Annotated in this window: 14 protein-coding genes and 1 tRNA gene; 8 read left to right on the top strand and 7 right to left on the bottom strand. The window is 63.3% G+C overall.

The window, feature by feature from the left end; all coding sequences use genetic code 11:
* The first annotated feature begins 141 nt into the window (after positions 1-141).
* The 3 genes from NKI96_RS31275 to NKI96_RS31285 all read left to right on the top strand — a co-directional run bounded on the left by NKI96_RS31275 (position 142) and on the right by NKI96_RS31285 (position 4,263).
* Positions 142-1,923 carry an ABC transporter ATP-binding protein gene (locus tag NKI96_RS31275; protein WP_023693231.1) on the top strand — a complete coding sequence of 594 codons (1,782 nt, stop codon included), beginning with the start codon at positions 142-144 and terminating at the stop codon, positions 1,921-1,923.
* A gap of 128 nt (positions 1,924-2,051) precedes the next feature.
* Positions 2,052-3,002: a hypothetical protein gene (locus NKI96_RS31280; protein ID WP_031208500.1), complete on the top strand. Its 951-nt coding sequence runs from the start codon at positions 2,052-2,054 to the stop codon at positions 3,000-3,002.
* Positions 3,003-3,051: 49 nt separating this feature from the next.
* The gene (locus tag NKI96_RS31285; protein WP_023693229.1) at positions 3,052-4,263 is read left to right on the top strand and encodes a hypothetical protein; all 1,212 of its coding nucleotides are present in this window, start codon (positions 3,052-3,054) and stop codon (positions 4,261-4,263) included.
* Between the two features lie 48 nt (positions 4,264-4,311).
* Here NKI96_RS31285 and NKI96_RS31290 read toward each other — a convergent pair whose 3' ends face one another.
* From NKI96_RS31290 to NKI96_RS31300, 3 genes are all read right to left on the bottom strand, one after another.
* The gene (locus NKI96_RS31290) at positions 4,312-7,737 is read right to left on the bottom strand and encodes an acyl-[ACP]--phospholipid O-acyltransferase (protein WP_023693228.1); all 3,426 of its coding nucleotides are present in this window, start codon (positions 7,735-7,737) and stop codon (positions 4,312-4,314) included.
* A 91-nt stretch (positions 7,738-7,828) separates the two neighbouring features.
* A complete protein-coding gene (locus tag NKI96_RS31295; RefSeq protein WP_023668598.1) occupies positions 7,829-8,116 on the bottom strand; it encodes a YiaA/YiaB family inner membrane protein in 288 nt (95 codons plus the stop codon).
* 111 nt (positions 8,117-8,227) lie between these two features.
* Positions 8,228-8,914 carry a PspA/IM30 family protein gene (locus NKI96_RS31300; RefSeq protein ID WP_023821992.1) on the bottom strand — a complete coding sequence of 229 codons (687 nt, stop codon included), beginning with the start codon at positions 8,912-8,914 and terminating at the stop codon, positions 8,228-8,230.
* 107 nt (positions 8,915-9,021) lie between these two features.
* On the opposite strand from NKI96_RS31300, the gene NKI96_RS31305 reads away from it, so the two are divergent.
* Together NKI96_RS31305 and NKI96_RS31310 are read left to right on the top strand one after the other, a co-directional pair.
* The gene (locus NKI96_RS31305; protein WP_023821993.1) at positions 9,022-9,630 is read left to right on the top strand and encodes a TetR/AcrR family transcriptional regulator; all 609 of its coding nucleotides are present in this window, start codon (positions 9,022-9,024) and stop codon (positions 9,628-9,630) included.
* Positions 9,631-9,733: 103 nt separating this feature from the next.
* Positions 9,734-11,695, top strand: a complete 1,962-nt coding sequence (locus NKI96_RS31310) for an acyltransferase family protein (RefSeq protein ID WP_081731316.1) — start codon at positions 9,734-9,736, stop codon at positions 11,693-11,695.
* A gap of 47 nt (positions 11,696-11,742) precedes the next feature.
* On the opposite strand, the gene NKI96_RS31315 is transcribed toward NKI96_RS31310, so the two are convergent.
* A tRNA-Ala gene (locus NKI96_RS31315) sits at positions 11,743-11,818 on the bottom strand.
* Between the two features lie 149 nt (positions 11,819-11,967).
* Between NKI96_RS31315 and NKI96_RS31320 the strand changes: the two genes are divergently transcribed.
* Together NKI96_RS31320 and NKI96_RS31325 are read left to right on the top strand one after the other, a co-directional pair.
* Entirely contained in the window at positions 11,968-12,270 is a 303-nt protein-coding gene (locus NKI96_RS31320; RefSeq protein ID WP_023704981.1) for a YggT family protein, read from the top strand.
* Complete coding sequence (locus NKI96_RS31325; RefSeq protein ID WP_023821995.1) at positions 12,267-12,590, top strand: DUF167 family protein; 324 nt, start codon at positions 12,267-12,269, stop codon at positions 12,588-12,590. The genes NKI96_RS31320 and NKI96_RS31325 overlap by 4 nt, the downstream gene beginning before the upstream one ends.
* Here the strand turns inward: NKI96_RS31325 and NKI96_RS31330 are convergent.
* The 3 genes from NKI96_RS31330 to NKI96_RS31340 are packed head-to-tail and all read right to left on the bottom strand — an operon-like array spanning position 12,587 to position 15,339.
* Positions 12,587-13,468, bottom strand: a complete 882-nt coding sequence (locus NKI96_RS31330; RefSeq protein WP_023681445.1) for a MurR/RpiR family transcriptional regulator — start codon at positions 13,466-13,468, stop codon at positions 12,587-12,589. The two genes, NKI96_RS31325 and NKI96_RS31330, sit on opposite strands and share 4 nt — an antisense overlap.
* A gap of 30 nt (positions 13,469-13,498) precedes the next feature.
* Positions 13,499-14,566: an ABC transporter ATP-binding protein gene (locus NKI96_RS31335; RefSeq protein ID WP_023821996.1), complete on the bottom strand. Its 1,068-nt coding sequence runs from the start codon at positions 14,564-14,566 to the stop codon at positions 13,499-13,501.
* Positions 14,567-14,568: 2 nt separating this feature from the next.
* On the bottom strand, positions 14,569-15,339 hold the full coding sequence (locus NKI96_RS31340) for an SDR family NAD(P)-dependent oxidoreductase (RefSeq protein WP_023704977.1): 771 nt from the start codon (positions 15,337-15,339) through the stop codon (positions 14,569-14,571).
* A gap of 177 nt (positions 15,340-15,516) precedes the next feature.
* Between NKI96_RS31340 and NKI96_RS31345 the strand changes: the two genes are divergently transcribed.
* Complete coding sequence (locus NKI96_RS31345; protein WP_023821997.1) at positions 15,517-16,749, top strand: ABC transporter substrate-binding protein; 1,233 nt, start codon at positions 15,517-15,519, stop codon at positions 16,747-16,749.
* The last annotated feature ends 162 nt before the right edge of the window (positions 16,750-16,911 follow it).

A 16,911-nucleotide genomic window follows, 5' to 3' on the forward strand; every position in this document is an offset into this window, starting at 1 on the left:
TCCCCATAAGGGGGAGGGTAAAGCGCTGCCGCCCTACCTCCCCCTTGTGGGGAGGTCGGACCGGACGTCCGGGTGGGGGTCAGCGCCAAGGTTTGTGCGAATGGTGCGACGGAACCAATCCGTCGCAGGGCTCCACCCACAATGACCCTCGCCGACACCCCCGTCCTCTCCATCGCCAACCTCTCCGTCAGCGTGCGCGGCGAGGACGGCGAGCGCGATGTCGTCTCCAACCTGTCGCTGACGCTGGCGCGCGGCGAGACGCTCTGCATTGCCGGCGAATCCGGCTCCGGCAAGTCGATGACCGCGCTGGCGATCATGCAGCTTTTGCCGCAGCCGGCGGCGCGCATATCGTCAGGCATGATCCGTCTTCGGGATGGGAATCGGGGCGACACCGACCTAGCAACCCTCGACGAACGCCAGATGCGGCGCATTCGCGGCGACCGCATCGCCATGATCTTCCAGGAGCCGATGACCTCGCTCAATCCGGTGCTGTCGATCGGCCGGCAACTGACCGAATCCATCGAAGCGCATACCAGCCTGTCGTCGGCGCAAGCCCGCCAGCGCGCGATCGAGGCGTTGAAGGCGGTGCGCATTTCGGAGGCGGAAAGCCGGCTAAAGCAGTTTCCGCACGAACTCTCCGGCGGCATGCGCCAGCGGGTGATGATCGCCATGGCGCTGGCGCTCGAGCCCGACGTGCTGATCGCCGATGAGCCGACGACGGCGCTCGACGTCACCGTGCAAGGCGAAGTGCTGGAGCTGTTGCGCGACCTGCAGCGCCAGCATGGCACCAGCGTCATCCTGATCACCCACGATATGGGCGTGGTTGCCGAAATGGCCGACCGGGTCATCGTCATGCGCGACGGCCGCATGGTCGAAGAAGGCACGACATCGGATATTTTTGCCCGCCCGCAGGCCGACTATACGCGCGAACTGCTGGCTGCCGTGCCGCGCATCGGCAGTGGTGTCGGTCGACAGAAATCCAGGGATGCGATTGACGTCTTGGAGCCGGCCAATGTCGCCGAGGTCAACGACCTGCATGTCCGCTTCGATCTGCGTGGCGGCATCTTTGGCCAGGTCACCCGCCGCGTCCACGCCGTCGAGGGCGTCAGCTTCTCGATCGCGCCCAACGAAACGCTCGCTCTGGTCGGCGAATCCGGCTGCGGCAAGTCGACCACCGCCAAGGCGCTGGCCGGACTGGCGCCCTATAGCGGCGACATCGTCATTGGCGGGCGCAATCTCTCCGGTCTTGGCCGCGACGAACGCAAGGCGGTGCGCCGTGACGTCCAGATGATTTTCCAGGATCCCTTCGCCTCGCTCGATCCGCGCATGCGCGTCGGCGACCTCGTTGCCGAGCCGCTGGTGATCCATGGCATCGCTTCGAAGGACGAGCGCCGGGAACGGGTGGCGGCGCTGTTCGAGCGTGTCGGCCTGTCGGCCGAACAGATGGAGCTTTACCCGCACGAATTCTCCGGTGGCCAGCGCCAGCGCGTCTGCATCGCCCGAGCGCTGGCGCTACGACCAAAACTGATCATCGCTGACGAAAGCGTCTCCGCGCTCGACGTCTCGGTGCAGGCGCGTGTGCTCGATTTGCTGAAGGAATTGCAGCGCGAATTCGGCGTCGCCTATCTCTTCATCTCGCACGACATGGCGGTGGTCGAGAACATTTCCGACCGCGTCGCCGTCATGTATCTCGGCCAGATCGTCGAAATGGGCACGCGCGACCAGGTGTTTTCCAACCCGCTCCATCCCTATACGAGGCGGCTGATCGAAGCGGTGCCGGTGCCCGATCCGGCGCAGCGCAGAACGCGCTTCGCGCGCCTCGACCAGGAAATCCCGAGCGCCACCCGCAGGATCGGGGAGGCGCCGCTGAAGCTGGCGCTGAACGATGTCGGCGGCGGCCATCTGGTTGCTGCGGAAAGCTGAGCCCGCACTGGCTGGCAGCTGTTCTTTTACTTTGTTGAGTACAACCAAGAACTGCCGTCTCGGGTTTACCGCGTCTTAGGTGGACGGCGGCCACTATACGGTCGGAGTTCTTGCCACGGGGAAAAATAGTGCTCAAGGCGGTTCTGCAGCTGCTGCCGGGTCGGTTCATGGATGTGCGCATGCGCGTGTCCGCCGACTACGAGACGCGTGTCGTGGAGCGGCCCGGGCGCTGGATGAAGGCGGCCGAGCTGGAGCAGTTGAGCAGCGATCTGCGGCTGGTGGCGTCGAAGACGCTGAAAGTCGGCAGCCTGACCTACGGTGTGTTTTCCGGTGACCGCAGCCGGCTGGAACATTCCATCATCACCATCGTCTATCGCCGCAGCGACGGGCGGCCGATCGCCTTCAACGCGCTGGCGCTGATGGAGATTTCGCTGGCCGGCAAGCCCTATGAAGTCTTGCACCTCGGTCTGGTCATGATCGATCCGGACGAGCGCAGCCGCGGTCTCAGCTGGATCCTCTACGGCCTGACCTGCTTCCTGATGTTTTTGCGCAACCAGTTCAGGCCGATCTGGATCTCCAACGTCAGCCAGGTGCCGGCGGTCGTCGGCATGGTCGCGGAGGCGTTCAGCAATGTGTTTCCCGGACCGCATGCCGGCGCGCGGCGCTCGCTGACCCATGTGCTTCTGGCGCGGCAGATCATGGCGCGGCACCGCCATGTCTTCGGCGTCGGCCCCGAAGCGGGTTTCGACGAAGAGCGTTTCGTCATCACCAATGCCTATACGGGCGGCTCGGACGATCTGAAGAAAACCTTCGATGAGGCGGCCAAGCACCGCGAGGAGACCTTTAACGAGTTCTGCCGCAAGGAACTCGACTACGGGCGCGGCGACGATGTGCTGCAGATCGGCCAGATGAGTTTCCAGTCCGCGCGCACCTATCTCGCCGACGCGGTTCCGCGCGGCTCGCTTGCCGCCCTTGCGGTAGCAGGTGCGGTGGCCACGCTGCAGCGGCTGGTTTTGCCGGTGGTACACTGGGCGGATAGCAGCCGCCAATGGAATGTGCTTAGACCATGGACACGCTGATGGCTTCATCCGTGATGATGCCTGGGTGTGAGCTGATGGGCGCTGACCGATGAACCTCGACGACACGCTCGTGGCCGACACCATCACCTCGCTGGCGGCGCTGTTCGGGCTGCTGATCGTGATATCGGTCGTCGGCGGGCGCGACACCGGCGATCCGCTGTCGCGGCGTTTTCTGTTCGGTTTGCGGGTGCTGACGGTTCTGCTCGCCTGCCGCATCCTCGACTGGACTACCGGCCTCGCACTCTTCCGCTTCGTCACCATCGCGGCGGCGGGCCTGCTGCCGCTGGCCGCACTGCTGCTGACCGAGGGGCTGTTGCGCCGGCATGCGCCGTTTGCGCTAAAGTTCTTTGCCGCCGGCGGCGCCCTGCTGTTTCTACTGCTGGCGCCGATCCCGGAACGCTTTGCCGAGCCATGGCGGATGGCGGTACTACTTGCCTTCCAGTTCGGAGGTTTTCTCGCCATCGGCTGGCTGGTGATGACGCGCGATCGCGACAGCCTGTCGGCGGCCGAAAACCGCACGGTCGAGCGCATGGCGCTGTCGCTGCTGTTGATCATTCCGTTCATGGTCACCGACTACCGGCCCGGCCTGTTCGAAGTGCCGGTTCGGCTTGGCGGCATCGCCATCCTGTTCCTGTGTTGGCTGACGATCGGCCTTGGACGCGCGAGCCTCGGCCATCGCGACACGATCGGCGCCTTTACCGTGATTACGCTGAGCTCGGTTTTCGCCGGGCTGGCGCTGGGCGGCATCGACGATCTCGGCTGGCGCGGCAGTGTGCAGGGCGTGGTGATCGTGCTTTCGGCGACGCTGCTGGCAGTCATCTACAATGACAGCGTCAGCCTCACCGCGGAGAAGCGCCGCGACTCGTTGCTGAAGCATATGGCCGAGGGCGACCTCACCGATTCGGCGCGCTTCCTGCGCGGCCTGCAGAGCCATATTCTTGTCGACGGTGCGCTGATCCTGCCGGCAGCCGACCTCGGTGATTTCGACCTGAAGGTGCTGGCCCGTGCACTAGAGCAGGAGCCCGTGCGCTCGCTCGCCGATACGCAGCCGGGGGCGCCAGTCGACCAGGATATACGCGAGCAGCTGGCCTGGCTGTTCGAGAAATTTGAGGCGACCCATGTGCTGCTGGCGACGCTCGAGCCGTTGACCGTGGTGGCGCTCAACATGCCGGCGCTGGCATCGTCGCCGGGCGTGGAAATAGAGCTGCGGGCAGTCCAGCGCATGGCGATGCTGATCTCGCAGCGGCATGCGAAGGGTTGATCATACTGAACGGGCCGGCTCTTGCGTCGGCCCGTTGCCGTAGCCGGGTCAGGCGGCCTTGGTCTTCGAGGCTTCTTCGTCGCGCACCATTTTTGTCACGGCGGCGAAGTCGAGCTTGCCGGAGCCAAGGACCGGTACCTTTGAGACCACCCGCACTTCGGCCGGGACCATCAGGTCCATGGCGCCGTTGGCCTTGGCGTAGGCGAGGAATTCCGCTCGTGTGGCGCCGGATGCCTCAGTGATGAGGATCAGCTTTTCGCCCTTGCGCGCGTCGGGCACCGTGGCGACCGCCGACAGCGAGCCCTTCCACAATTCGCCGGCCAGCGCTTCGACAGCGGCGAGCGAGATCATCTCGCCGCCGATCTTGGCGAAGCGCTTGGCGCGGCCGCGAATGGTGATGAAGCCGCCTTCGTCGATAGCGACGACGTCGCCCGTATCATGCCAGCCGTCCTCCAGCGGTTCGAGCACGCCGGGCTTCTCGGCCCGGAGATAACCGGCCATGACATTGGGGCCGCGCACGAACAGCCGGCCGCCTTCGTCGACGCCGGGGACCGGACCGAGGCGGTATTCCATGCCGGGCATGATCTTGCCGACGGTTCCAGAGCGATTGTACATCGGCGTGTTGATGGAGATCACCGGCGCCGTCTCGGTGACGCCATAGCCCTCGAGTATGCGGACGCCGAACTTCTCCATATAGGTCATGCGCGTCGCTGTCTTGACCGGCTCCGCGCCGGCAAAACAATAGCGTATCGAGCGGAAGTCGTAGGGGTGCGCGGTGCGGGCATAGCCGGAGAGGAAGGTGTCGGTGCCGAAGATGATCGTCGCGTTCGAGCCGTAGATCAGTTCCGGCACGAGGCGGTAGTGCAGCGGCGAGGGGTAGAAATAGACCGGCACGCCGGAGATCAACGGCAGCACCGTGCCCGCGGTCATGCCGAAGGAGTGGAAGATCGGCAGCACGTTGAACACCTTGTCGCCCGAATGGAAGTCGATACGCGACGCCGCCTGGGCGGCGTTGGCCAGGATGTTGCGGTGGGTCAGAACGACGCCCTTCGGCGTGCCTTCCGAACCCGAGGTGAACAAGATCACCGCCGCATCGCCGGGCTTGCGTTTCGCGCGCGGCGTCGACTTGCGCAGCAAGCCGAGCAGCTTATCCTTGAGACTGATGGTCTTTCTGAGATCGTCGAGCCACACGATGTCGACCGAGCGACCGAGTTCCTCGACTACAGCGCCGAGCTTTGCCTGTTCGACGAACGCGCGGGACGTCAGCACGGTGCGGACTTCGGCGGCCTTGCAGGCGGACAGAATATTGGCAGCACCTGCGGTGAAGTTCATCATCGCCGGAACCTTGCCGGCGGACATGACGCCGAGCAGCGTCGCGCAAGAGCCGTTGGCGTTGGGCAGCATGATGCCCAGCGTCTGCTGGTCGGCATAAAGGTTCTGGAACTTCTCACCAAGCACGGCGGCAGCCGTGAGCAGCTTGCTGTAGCTGAGAGAACCGGTGACCGGATCCTGAACTGCGAGCTGATTCATGCCGCGTTCGTTCGCCGTCTCGATGATCTTTTCCAGTACGGTCTTGTCGATGTCCTGGGTGCGGAAAACGAGATCCGACATCACCTGGTAGAGCGCGGAACCCGCCGCGGCGCGGCGCTTGCGGCCCTTCAGCTCTTGCGGCACCTCGAGCTTGACCGGTTCCAGAATGGTCACCTTGACCTTCGGGAACAGGCGGCGGCGCACATGCTGCGAGCTCAACCGCGAGAAGTAGGTCTTCTCCAGCCCGTCGATGCGCACCGGCACAACCATCGAGCCGGTCTTGTCGGCAACCATGGCGGCGCCGTCATAGACCTTCATCAGGCCGCCGGTCACGGTGATGCGTCCCTCCGGGAAGATCACCAGCGGATCGCCGCCCTGCACGATCTTGATCAGCGTGCGGGTCGACATCGGCTTGGCCGGGTTGAGCGGCAAAGCGCGGGCAAGTTTCATGAACGGCTTCATCCACCAGGCCTGGGCAATGGTGTAGTCGATGGCGAAGACCGGCTCCTCATCGGTCAGCGTCAAGGCGAGCGGACCGTCGAGGAAGCTGACATGGTTGAGCGCCAGGATCGGCGCCTTGCCGGCCGCCTTGAGGTTTTCCATACCCTCGACTTCGAGGCGCAGGAAAGCGCGGAACAGGATGGAGACGAAGTCACGGAAGGGGTTCGTCGGCAAATATTTCAGCATCAGCCAGGCGGCAATCGCATTGGCCGCGACGAGGCCGAACAGGATGCCGCCGGTCGAGACCTTCGTCTGGATCAGGGCCATGATGATGCCGCCGCCAGTCATGAAACCGGCATTGACGATACTGACGGCGGCGACGACCCGGGCGCGCCGCGCTTCGGGCGACCAGGCCTGCACGGCGGCGAAGGTCGGCACCACCAGGAAAGCGGCTGCAATGGCCATGCCGGCGAGGTCGATGGCGACGCGGATCGTGTTTGGGCCGGCGAAGAATGCGCCAATGGTTTCCGCCTGGGGCGACGGCGTCATGCCGGAGATGGTCCAGGCGAGATGCAGGCCGAACAGGGCGAGCAGCGCCGTGCCGACCGGTGCCGGCAACAGCACGATGCGGCCCTGCGACATCCAGGCGGCGATGGCCGAACCGATGGCGATCGAGACGGCGAACACGGCGAGGTAGACGGTGACGGCCATTTCGTTGCCGCCGAGCGAATCCTTGATCAGGACCGGCAGGAGCGAGAGCACGATGGCGCCGATCAGCCAGAACCACGACGTCATCAGGCCGGCGCGCCAGATGCGCGTGTCGGTGCGCAATTCGGCGACCCGGCGCCAGGTCGAGCGGAAGATGTTCTTGTCGATGACAAGGTCGGGCGCCGCCGAACCGGTGGACGGGATATAGCGGCTGACGAGCCAGCAACCGACGGCGAGCGCCATCATGATCGGTCCGAACACCGCGACGCCGATGCCATCGGCGGAAACGACGCCGCCGGCTATGGTGCCGCCGAGAATCGCGGCAAACGTGGCTGACTCGATCCAGGCGTTGGCCTTGGGCAGTTCCTTGCGTTCGAGGTGATCGGGCAGGATTCCGTATTTGATCGGTCCGAACAGCGCCGAGATAACGCCGAACATCAACAGCGCCGTCATCAGCACGGGAATGGACGACAGGGCGATGCCGACGACGGAGACACCCGCCGCGGCGATCTCGGCGAATTTCAGACGCTTGGCTATGAGAGCCTTGTCGAAGCGGTCGGCGAGCTCGCCGCCGAGCGCCGACAGGAGCAGGAAGGGGGCCATGAAGACGGCGCCCGCCAAGGTGACCAGTGATGCCGCCTGGTCCGCCGCCAGCGTGAACAGAATAAGGAACACCAGCGTGTTCTTGAGGAAATTATCGTTGAAGGCGGACAGGAACTGCGTCCAGAACAAGGGCGCAAAGCGCCTGGACGTCATCAGATGAGCTGTCGGTCGGTTGATCGGGGCGATTTCCATAGCGGCGACTTCCATTGGGCAAGACCGATTAAAATCCTGGCTGGATTGATCAGCGGTCTTGCGCGTTGAGCCTTGTTTAGCGGGAACCCGGTTACACTTCGTTACTGCGGCTGACTTCCATCAGCAACTTCTCGGTCTTGGCGTCTTCCAGCCGGTTGATGAAGCGGCTTGCCTCTTCCGAGTCGCGCAGCGTCTTGGTGATGGTGATCGAGGTGTGCACGAGCATGATGGCGGCCATGGCGTAAAACCCCTTGGCGGCGAAGCTCGCCTCCATGAAGTAGATGCCGCCGGCCATCATCGTGGCGGCAACGGCGAAACTGGCCATGGTGAAGGTCTTCCAGGCGCTTGAGTCCTTGGGGGAATAGGTGTTCGGGGTCATCGATATGGTCCTTCCGTTTCAAGGTCAGGTTGGTTGGGCGTGGGTCTGTTTCAGGCTGGATACAATCAGGCCGGATACAATCAGACTGGATAACAATCAGGCCGGGTACGATCAGGCCGGCTTGGTCATGGTCTTCGTGAGCCGTTCGAGCACGGCGTCGGCGCTGCTTCTCAGCGGCGCGCCGCAGCCGGCGGCCGCAAGCTTCTCTGAGACCGCGGCAGGATCGCCCGACTGTTCCATCTCGGCCATGGCGGCCGCGGTGGCGTCGATCTGCTTTTGCCTGGTGCGCAGGCGCAGCAGCGTCTCCTCTGCGTCCCTGAGCGCCGACAGGCTGGAGTCGGGCGCGCTTTCTCGCAGGCGCTGGGTCGAGTCGACCGCGGCAACGATGCGCTGGCCGCGCTGCAATTCGCGCAGGCGCATTTCGGAGACGCGGATAATCCGCTTGAGACGCTCGATCTCGGTGCCGAAGCTTTTCTGCGCCTCGGCGGAGGCGTCGCGTTCGGCTTCCAGCATGGCGATGGTTTCGGCGGCTTCGCGGGCCAGTTCATTCTGTCCCTGCTCGATCGCGGCGATCGTGCGCTTCTCCAAATCGTCGATGCGGAGGACAAGCTTCTTGAACTGCGCGACTTCCTGTTCGTTCTGGGCGACGGCAATTGCAACCGCCCGGCGGGCGGCCGCGATAGCGTCGGCGCAATCGCGGATCTGCTGGCGCAGGATTATCAGCGCGTTGCGGTCGACGACCGCCTCGGCGGCTTCGTAGCTTCGGCCGCGAACGAGAGCAAAAAACTGTTTCAACATTTCCGTTTCTCCTCTATGAACGTTGTTCACGAGGCAAAGTAGCACATTGTGAACGGCGTTCAAGGAGAAAATGAACGGTGTTCATGATTGCGCATAAGAGAAGGTTAATGACCGCAAAACGGGACGCCAAACGCGAGGACCTCAAAGGCAGGCTGATCGAGGCCGCGCAAGCGCGCATCCAGTCCTCGGGGCTCGCCGGTCTGCGTGCGCGCGACATCACGGCCGATGCCGGCTGCGCGCTGGGCGCGCTCTACACCGCCTTCGCCGACCTGGACGAGCTCATCCTGCACGTCAATTCGATCACACTGGCCAGGCTGGGGGCGGCCCTGCAGCAAGAGGCGACCGGCGTCGCCGAGCCTAGGGCAAGGCTGAAGGCGCTGGCCAAGGCCTATCTCGGCTTCGCCCGCGACAACCGCATGGCGTGGAAGGCGCTGTTCGAGCACCGTATGGCGCCAGGCGTGGCGGTGCCCGAATGGCATCTGGCCGAACATGCGGTGCTGATCCAGCATCTGGTTGAGCCGCTGGCCCAGCTGCTCCCGGCGCTGGACACGCCCGACCTGCTGGCGCGCGCCCGCACGCTGTTCTCCGCCGTGCATGGGATCGTCACCATCTCGCTCGAAGACCGTTTCATTGGCCTGGCGTCCACCGACCTCGAAAGTGAGCTGCTGGGTTTCGTCGACACGCTGGTGAGCGGGCTGGAGACGGAAAGAGAATGAGCTGCTGCGATCGGCTCTTGCTTCACGGCACTCTGCCCTTATGAAGATCGTGGCGGGGACTCGCCGGTTGATCCAGGCCGGCTGAGACTGTTGGGGATATCCGGTGACAATCGATCAGAACCGTCGGTTTCGACCCGAAATACAGGGGCTGCGCGGCTTGGCGGTCGCGCTTGTCGTGGTCTATCACATATGGCCGGATGTGCTGCCTGGCGGATATGTCGGCGTCGACGTCTTTTTCGTCATCTCTGGCTATCTGATCACGGGCCTGCTGGCGCAGATGGCGCTGCGCGGCGGCCGGATTTCACTGATCGAATTCTACTCGCGACGGGTGCGACGGTTGTTGCCGGCAGCAACCCTGGTGCTGCTGGTCGCATTGCTGGGCACGCTGCTTTTCATCTCAAAGGCGCGCTGGGAGGAAATAGGCAACCAGATCGTGGCGAGCGCTCTTTATGTCGAGAACTGGCGGCTGGCCTCGATTGCGGTCAGCTATCTCGAGGCCGACACCTTGCCGAGCCCGGTGCAACACTACTGGTCGCTTTCCATCGAAGAGCAGTTCTACATCGCCTGGCCGTTGGTGATGATCGGCGTGATCTGGCTGGCGCGCCGCCGTGACCTTCCGCTGAGGGCCTGCTTGATCGGGGCGTTGTCGGTCATTTTCGCGGCATCACTTGTTGCCTCTGTCGTTTTGACGGCGACGGATCCGGCCCAGGCCTATTTCGTCAGCCATACCCGCCTGTGGGAATTGGCGCTGGGTGGTCTGCTGGTGCTGACCGAACACCAGTTTCGACTGGCGGCACTCACTAGACAGTGGCTGGCGATCGCCGGCATCCTGGGCATCGTTGCGTCCGCCTTGCTGTTTTCCGCTGCAACTCCATTTCCCGGCGTCATTGCGTTGTTGCCGACCTTGGCCACAGTGCTGGTCATCCTGGCTGGCGAGGTTGGAGTCGGCCGGTTTCGTGGGCTCGATTCGTTGCCACTTCGTTTCATCGGCGATCGCTCCTACTCGGTCTATCTATGGCATTGGCCGCTGATCACCATCTTCCAGGCGCAGGGTCATTCGCTGACCCTTGCCGGCGGTTTCGGCCTGATTGCGGCGACCCTGTTTCTATCGGATCTGTCCTATCGATATGTTGAGCAGCGCTACCGGCAAGCTCGGGGCGGCGCCTGGCGGAAGCCGCTGGGATACGGCACCGCGGCAGTTCTCACATGCGTGGCCGCATCCGGCAGCCTGCTGCTCTTTCTGAAGACCGAACGCATCGACACCGCGCTGATCGGCACGCCTTCCTACCCTGGGCCCGCCGCTCTCGTCTCCGGCGCCGTGGTCCCGGACGGTGTGAACCTTCTGCCGCCGCTGGCCCGGCTGAGGCGGGACGTGCCGGTCGTGTATGCAAGGAAGTGCCACCAGGAGGAAAGCTCGGAGCCCAAACGATGCTCTCTAGGCGATCCCACGGGTGCGAAAACAATGGTTCTGGTGGGAGATTCTCATGCAGCCCAGTGGGTGCCGGCTCTGGACAAGATCGCAAAGGACCGCAACTTCAAACTGGTTACCTTTACAAAATCCGCCTGCCCATTCACCCGCGTGGCCATCACGGCGGATGGCAAACCCAACATCTTATGCGCGCAGTGGCACGAAAAGGTGCTGGCCGAGATCCTAAAGCTGAAACCGGATCTGATCTTCACCAGCCAGTCCAATTACGGAGCGGTTCAGCAAGACGTGATGATCAAGGGGCTGCGAAGTCTCTGGGGCGGGCTGACGGACGCCGGCTCGCAAATCGTTGCCATCCGCAACACGCCCTATATGAAATTCGACCCGGGCGAATGCCTGAGTTCGACGCCAACGAAATGCGTCACCAAACTGAGCGATATTGAGCGGAGCAACGTGTTGGCGCTCGCCGCGGAGGGACAGAAAAATGTGCGCGCTATCGATATGGTCGATGCGATTTGCGGGCCGCAACTATGCCCGGCAGTTGTCGGCAACATCATCGTCTGGCGGGACAGTCATCATCTGACCGCCAGCTACTCGCTTGCCCTGGCGCCCTATCTCGCAGCGAAGACGGGGCTTTGACGAGACGTCTCGGAAGTCAGATGTGTCGACAGGCACGAAAAATCCGCTGGTGGAGCTGAGGAGGATCGAACTCCTGACCTCGTCATTGCGAACGACGCGCTCTCCCAGCTGAGCTACAGCCCCGTCCAGCGGATGGCGCATTTATCGAAGGCTGCGGTTTCCTGTCAAGACGAAACGGCTCACCAAGATAGCGGCATGGCGCACTTGGGAAAGCGGGTCTTGCCGGTTCCGGATGCAGTGGCTACATGTCGTGCGTTCGCAAGGAGCTACTGATGGTCGCCGTCTTTTACACGCTGCATGCCGCACTAAGTATCTATTGGTGGATCATAATCGGCGCGGCCATCTTCTCGTGGCTTTACGCCTTCAACGTCGTCAATTCACGCAATCAGCTCGTCAACTCCATCGGTACCACGCTCTATCGACTGACCGAGCCGGCTTTGCGACCGATTCGCCGCCTTCTGCCCGACCTCGGCGGTGTAGACATTTCACCAATCATTCTGCTTTTGGCGCTGACATTTATCAGCATGTTCTTGAACTACACCGTTCAGCCGATGTTCGGCATCGGGCCGATGTGACCTCTGCCACCAGCTTGCCGTACCGTCTGCGCGAGGACGGCATCGACCTGTTCGTGCGGCTGACGCCCAAGGCAGCGGTGGACAGGCTCGAAGGCGCGGAGACGGCGGCCGACGGGCGCTGCCACCTAAAAGCCCGCGTGCGCGCCGTGCCGGAGAATGGCGCCGCCAATCAAGCATTGCAAAGACTTGTCGCCAAGGCGCTGGGCGTTCCTGCATCGGCGGTGTCGGTCGTTGCTGGCGCCACCGCTCGCATGAAGACGCTGCGCATGCTCGGCGACCCGGCGGTGCTGGTGACGAGCATCAAGGCGATCGCCGGCTAATCCCCCAGCGGCAATTTGGGATCATCGACCTTCAGCGTGTTCACGCTCTGCTTGATGCGGCGCAGGTTTTCGAGAACCCTGGGTCCGCGCGTCTCGGCCACGGAGGTGACGATCATGTCGACGATCGACAGCAGAGCATAGCGCGACGAGGTCGGCTTGTAGATGTTGCCGTCCTCCAGCGACTGGAACTGGATGACGGTATCGGCGGCCTTGGCGAGCGCTGATTCCGGCGGGGTTACGGCGATGGTGGTGGCGCCATATTGCTGGGCGACCTGCACGGCGTCGATGACCGATCGCGCATAGCCGGACACCGAGAACGCGATCAACGTCGTCTCCGATGTGGCGACCGCGGCATACATGCGCTGCAACTGCCCGTCGATCTGCGCCAGCACCGGCACGCCCAGCCTAAACAGCCGGTTCTGCATCTCGGTCGCCATCATCGAGGAAATGCCACCGGAGCCGATGCACAGCACATTGCCCGAACTGACGATGCGCGCGGCCACGCCCACCAGCGTCTTCATGTCGAGGTTTTCGCTGGCGCGCTGGATGGCGGCGATTGCCGCTTCGGTGATGGCCGACGCAATGCGCTGCTCGCGCGCGTCCCGGTTCAGCGGTTCGGGCGATAAATACTGGCCGCCAATGGCGATCGCCTGCGCCAGGTAGAATTTGAAATCGCGCAGACCCTCGCAGCCGAGATTGCGGCAGAAACGGGTGACCGTCGGCTCGCTGACGCCGACGCGCGCGGCAATCTCGGAGATTGCCGCCTTGGAGGCGAAGTCGAGATCGGTCAGCACGAGGCCGGCCAGGCGGCGGTCCGATTTGGTGCCGTCCTGCGACATCAGCTGCAGGCGCGTGATGATGTCGGCCGGCGTTTTCATTTCTGGGTTGTCGTCTTCATAGCGCTGCCTTCATAGCGGCAGGCCTGTTGCCGTGTCGAACAGATGAATGTTGCCCGGCGCGACGGAGACCGGCAGCATTTCGCCGGGCTTGACCTGAACCCGGTCGCGGAATACGGCGCGCACCGTGTCAGCGCCGATGGCGCCATAGACATGGGTTTCCGAGCCGGTCGGCTCGACGACGTCGACCTTGATCGCCATCGCGTCGACAGCCTCGCCGATGACGAAGTGTTCGGGCCGTATGCCGGCCTCGACCGTGCTGCCAGCCGGCACCGTCTTGCTGCCGAGCGCCAGTCGCCCTCCGCCGGCCGATTCGAACCAGCTTTTCTCGGGCGTCGTCTTCAGGGCGCCGGAGACAAAACTCATCGACGGCGAGCCGATGAAGGAGGCGACGAATTTGTTGGCGGGGCGGTCGTAGAGTTCCAGCGGTGCGCCGACCTGCTGGATCTTGCCGCGATCCATCACCACGATGCGGTCGGCCATGGTCATGGCCTCGATCTGGTCGTGGGTGACGTAGACGATGGTCGATTTCAGCCGCTGGTGCAGCGCCTTGATCTCGGTGCGCATCTGCACGCGCAGTTGCGCGTCGAGATTGCTGAGCGGCTCGTCGAACAGGAACACCGAGGGTTCGCGCACGATGGCGCGGCCCATGGCGACGCGCTGGCGCTGGCCGCCCGACAACTCCCGGGGATAGCGGTCGAGATAGGAGAACAGGTTGAGGACGCCGGAGGCCTTTTTCACCTTGTCGTCGATTGCCGTGCGGCTTTCGCCGCGGATCTTTGGGCCGAAGCCGATATTGTCGGCCGCTTTCAGATGCGGAAACAGCGCATAGGACTGAAAGACCATTGCAATATTGCGCTGCTGTGGCGGCAAATCGTTGGCGCGCATTCCGCCGATCAAGAGGTCGCCTGAGGTGATCGGCTCCAGCCCGGCCAGCATGCGCAGCAAGGTCGACTTGCCGCAGCCGGAAGGGCCGACCAGCACGACGAACTCGCCGCTCTTGATGTCGAGGCTGATGTTTTCGAGGATCTTGTGGCGTCCGAAGGATTTCGACAGGTCGCGGAACTCGACATCGGTCATGGTCAGGCTCCCAATATGTCGTCGATGAAGGGCAGGAAGCCGGCGGTCAGTCCAGCGTCGACCGGCACCACCGCGCCGGTTATCCCCGATGCGCGATCCGAAACAAGGAAGGCCACTGCTTCGGCCACTTCCGTGGCGTCGACGATGCGGCCGAGCGGATAGAGCCGTTTGAGCTTGCCGAGAACATCCGGGTTCTTGGCCAGCCGATGGTCCCATGCGGCGGTGCGGATCGAGCCGGGGCAGACGACATTGGCGCGCAGCCCGTTGCGGCCGAGTTCCACAGCGATCGCTTTGGCATAGGCATTGATGCCGGCCTTGGCTGCGGCATAGGCCGGGTTGCCGAAATGGGCGATGGCGTTGACGGAAGAGATGAAGACGACGCTGCCCGAACCGCGCGCGGCCATCGCCTTGATCAGTGGATCGGCGAACAGCATCACCCCGGTCAGATTGAGGTCGAGCTCGTGCTCAATCTTATCGGGTGTCAATGCGGCAAGCGTCTCTGCGCGCGTCCAGCCGGCATTGTTGATCAGCATGTCGGGAACGCCATCTTTCTCAAGGATCGCTGGTATCGCCGCCTCGATGGAAGCCCGGTCGAGGAGGTCGAAGGCGTGACGCGACGCCAGGTGTGGGCTGCGCAACGCATCTTGCGACTGGTCGCAGCCGACGACCCGCGCGCCTCGTTCGGCCAGCAGCGCCACAATAGCCGAGCCGAGCCCGCCGCCGGCGCCGGTCACCAGCACGGTCTTGCCCGCGAATTCGGCCGTTGAAACCACCCTGCGCGCCTCCCTGGGATCTACGATAGTCGGAAACGCTATTTTAAGAAATGTAATTAAGCAACAGGATAATCCGCTTGCACAGCGCGAAATCATGGATAATGTAGGAAAGTCACATAAAGCCTTGGCCGCCCCAAAGCCGCAAGAGTGCAGACGCAATCAAAAGGGAGAGATCGAATGAAGCTTGCAAAATGGACTGTCGGCCTGATGGCCGGAATGAGCCTGCTCGCCCTGGCCGCGCAGGCAGATGCCGGCGAGGTGCGCGTAACCGTCGCCGAATACAGCGCCAAGACCGGCCCGTATTTCGAAGCGGTGAAAAAGGAATTCGAGGCAGCCAACCCGGGTATCACCGTCAAGTTCGAAGTTGTGCCGTGGGACGTGCTGCTGCAGAAGCTGACCACCGACATCACGGCCGGCACCAATGCCGACCTGTCGATCATCGGCACCCGCTGGCTGATCGATTTCGTCCAGCAGGATGTCGCCGAGGCGCTCGACGGCTACATCAAGCCAGACTTCAAGGACCGCTTCATCGACACCTTCCTGTCGCCGTCGATCATGGAGGGCAAGACCTATGGCCTGCCGATCGCGGCCTCGGCGCGCGCCATGTACTACAACAAGGAATTGTTCGAGAAGGCCGGAATCGCCAACCCGCCGGCAACCTGGACCGAGTTGCAGGAGGATGCGCGCAAGATCAAGGCGCTGGGCACCGGCACGTTCGGCTTCGGCCTGCAGGGCAAGGAGATCGAGACCGACGTCTATTACTATTATGCGATGTGGTCGCAAGGCACCGAGATCCTCAACAAGGACGGCACGTCGGGCCTCGGCACGCCGGGCGCGCTCGAAGCCGCCAAGCTTTACAAGTCGATGATCGACGAAGGCCTGACGGAACCCGGCGTCACCTCCAACAACCGCGAGGACGTCCAGAACCTGTTCAAGCAGGGCAAGGTCGGCATGATGATCACCGCGCCCTTCCTGTCCAACCAGATCAAGGACGAGGCGCCGAACCTGAAATATGGCGTGGCCGCTATCCCCGCCGGACCGACCGGCGCGCGCGGCACGTACGGCGTCACCGATTCCATCATCATGTTCAAGAATTCCAAGAACAAGGATGAGGCCTGGAAGCTGCTCGACTTCCTGTTCACCACCGAACAGCGCGCCAAGTTCACGCAAGGGGAAGGCTTCCTGCCGGTGAACAAGGAAGAGGCCAAGATGGACTATTACGTCAACAATGCCGATCTGGCAGCGTTCACCGCGCTGCTGCCCGACGCCCGCTTTGCACCGGTCATCCCCGGCTGGGAAGAAGTCGCCCAGATCACCTCGGATGCCATGCAGAAGATCTATCTCGGCGGCGACCCCGAGGCAGGCTTGAAGGAAGCGGCTGCCAAGGCCAACGCCGTGATCAAGAAATAGGGCGTATCTCCCTGCGCCCGGGGCGCCCCCCCCGGGGGCCCCCCCAAACATCCCGCCCCCGGGGTGGGGGTGTGGGGGGCCGCCCCCACGCCCGTCGGGTGTGGGGCCACCACCTGGCAACCGCCGCGAACGGACATAGGAAGGGCAATAGGGGCAAACATC

It is taken from the genome of Mesorhizobium sp. M0292, from assembly GCF_040321695.1.
Taxonomy (GTDB): domain Bacteria; phylum Pseudomonadota; class Alphaproteobacteria; order Rhizobiales; family Rhizobiaceae; genus Mesorhizobium.

What these genes read in the sequence shown, in the direction of transcription:
- NKI96_RS31275 (WP_023693231.1), top strand. Translation starts at nt 142, where the DNA reads ATGACCCTCGCCGACACCCCCGTCCTCTCCATCGCCAACCTCTCCGTC.
- NKI96_RS31285 (WP_023693229.1), top strand. Translation starts at nt 3,052, where the DNA reads ATGAACCTCGACGACACGCTCGTGGCCGACACCATCACCTCGCTGGCG.
- NKI96_RS31290 (WP_023693228.1), bottom strand. Translation starts at nt 7,737, where the DNA reads ATGGAAATCGCCCCGATCAACCGACCGACAGCTCATCTGATGACGTCC.
- NKI96_RS31295 (WP_023668598.1), bottom strand. Translation starts at nt 8,116, where the DNA reads ATGACCCCGAACACCTATTCCCCCAAGGACTCAAGCGCCTGGAAGACC.
- NKI96_RS31300 (WP_023821992.1), bottom strand. Translation starts at nt 8,914, where the DNA reads ATGTTGAAACAGTTTTTTGCTCTCGTTCGCGGCCGAAGCTACGAAGCC.
- NKI96_RS31305 (WP_023821993.1), top strand. Translation starts at nt 9,022, where the DNA reads ATGACCGCAAAACGGGACGCCAAACGCGAGGACCTCAAAGGCAGGCTG.
- NKI96_RS31320 (WP_023704981.1), top strand. Translation starts at nt 11,968, where the DNA reads ATGGTCGCCGTCTTTTACACGCTGCATGCCGCACTAAGTATCTATTGG.
- NKI96_RS31330 (WP_023681445.1), bottom strand. Translation starts at nt 13,468, where the DNA reads ATGAAAACGCCGGCCGACATCATCACGCGCCTGCAGCTGATGTCGCAG.
- NKI96_RS31335 (WP_023821996.1), bottom strand. Translation starts at nt 14,566, where the DNA reads ATGACCGATGTCGAGTTCCGCGACCTGTCGAAATCCTTCGGACGCCAC.
- NKI96_RS31345 (WP_023821997.1), top strand. Translation starts at nt 15,517, where the DNA reads ATGAAGCTTGCAAAATGGACTGTCGGCCTGATGGCCGGAATGAGCCTG.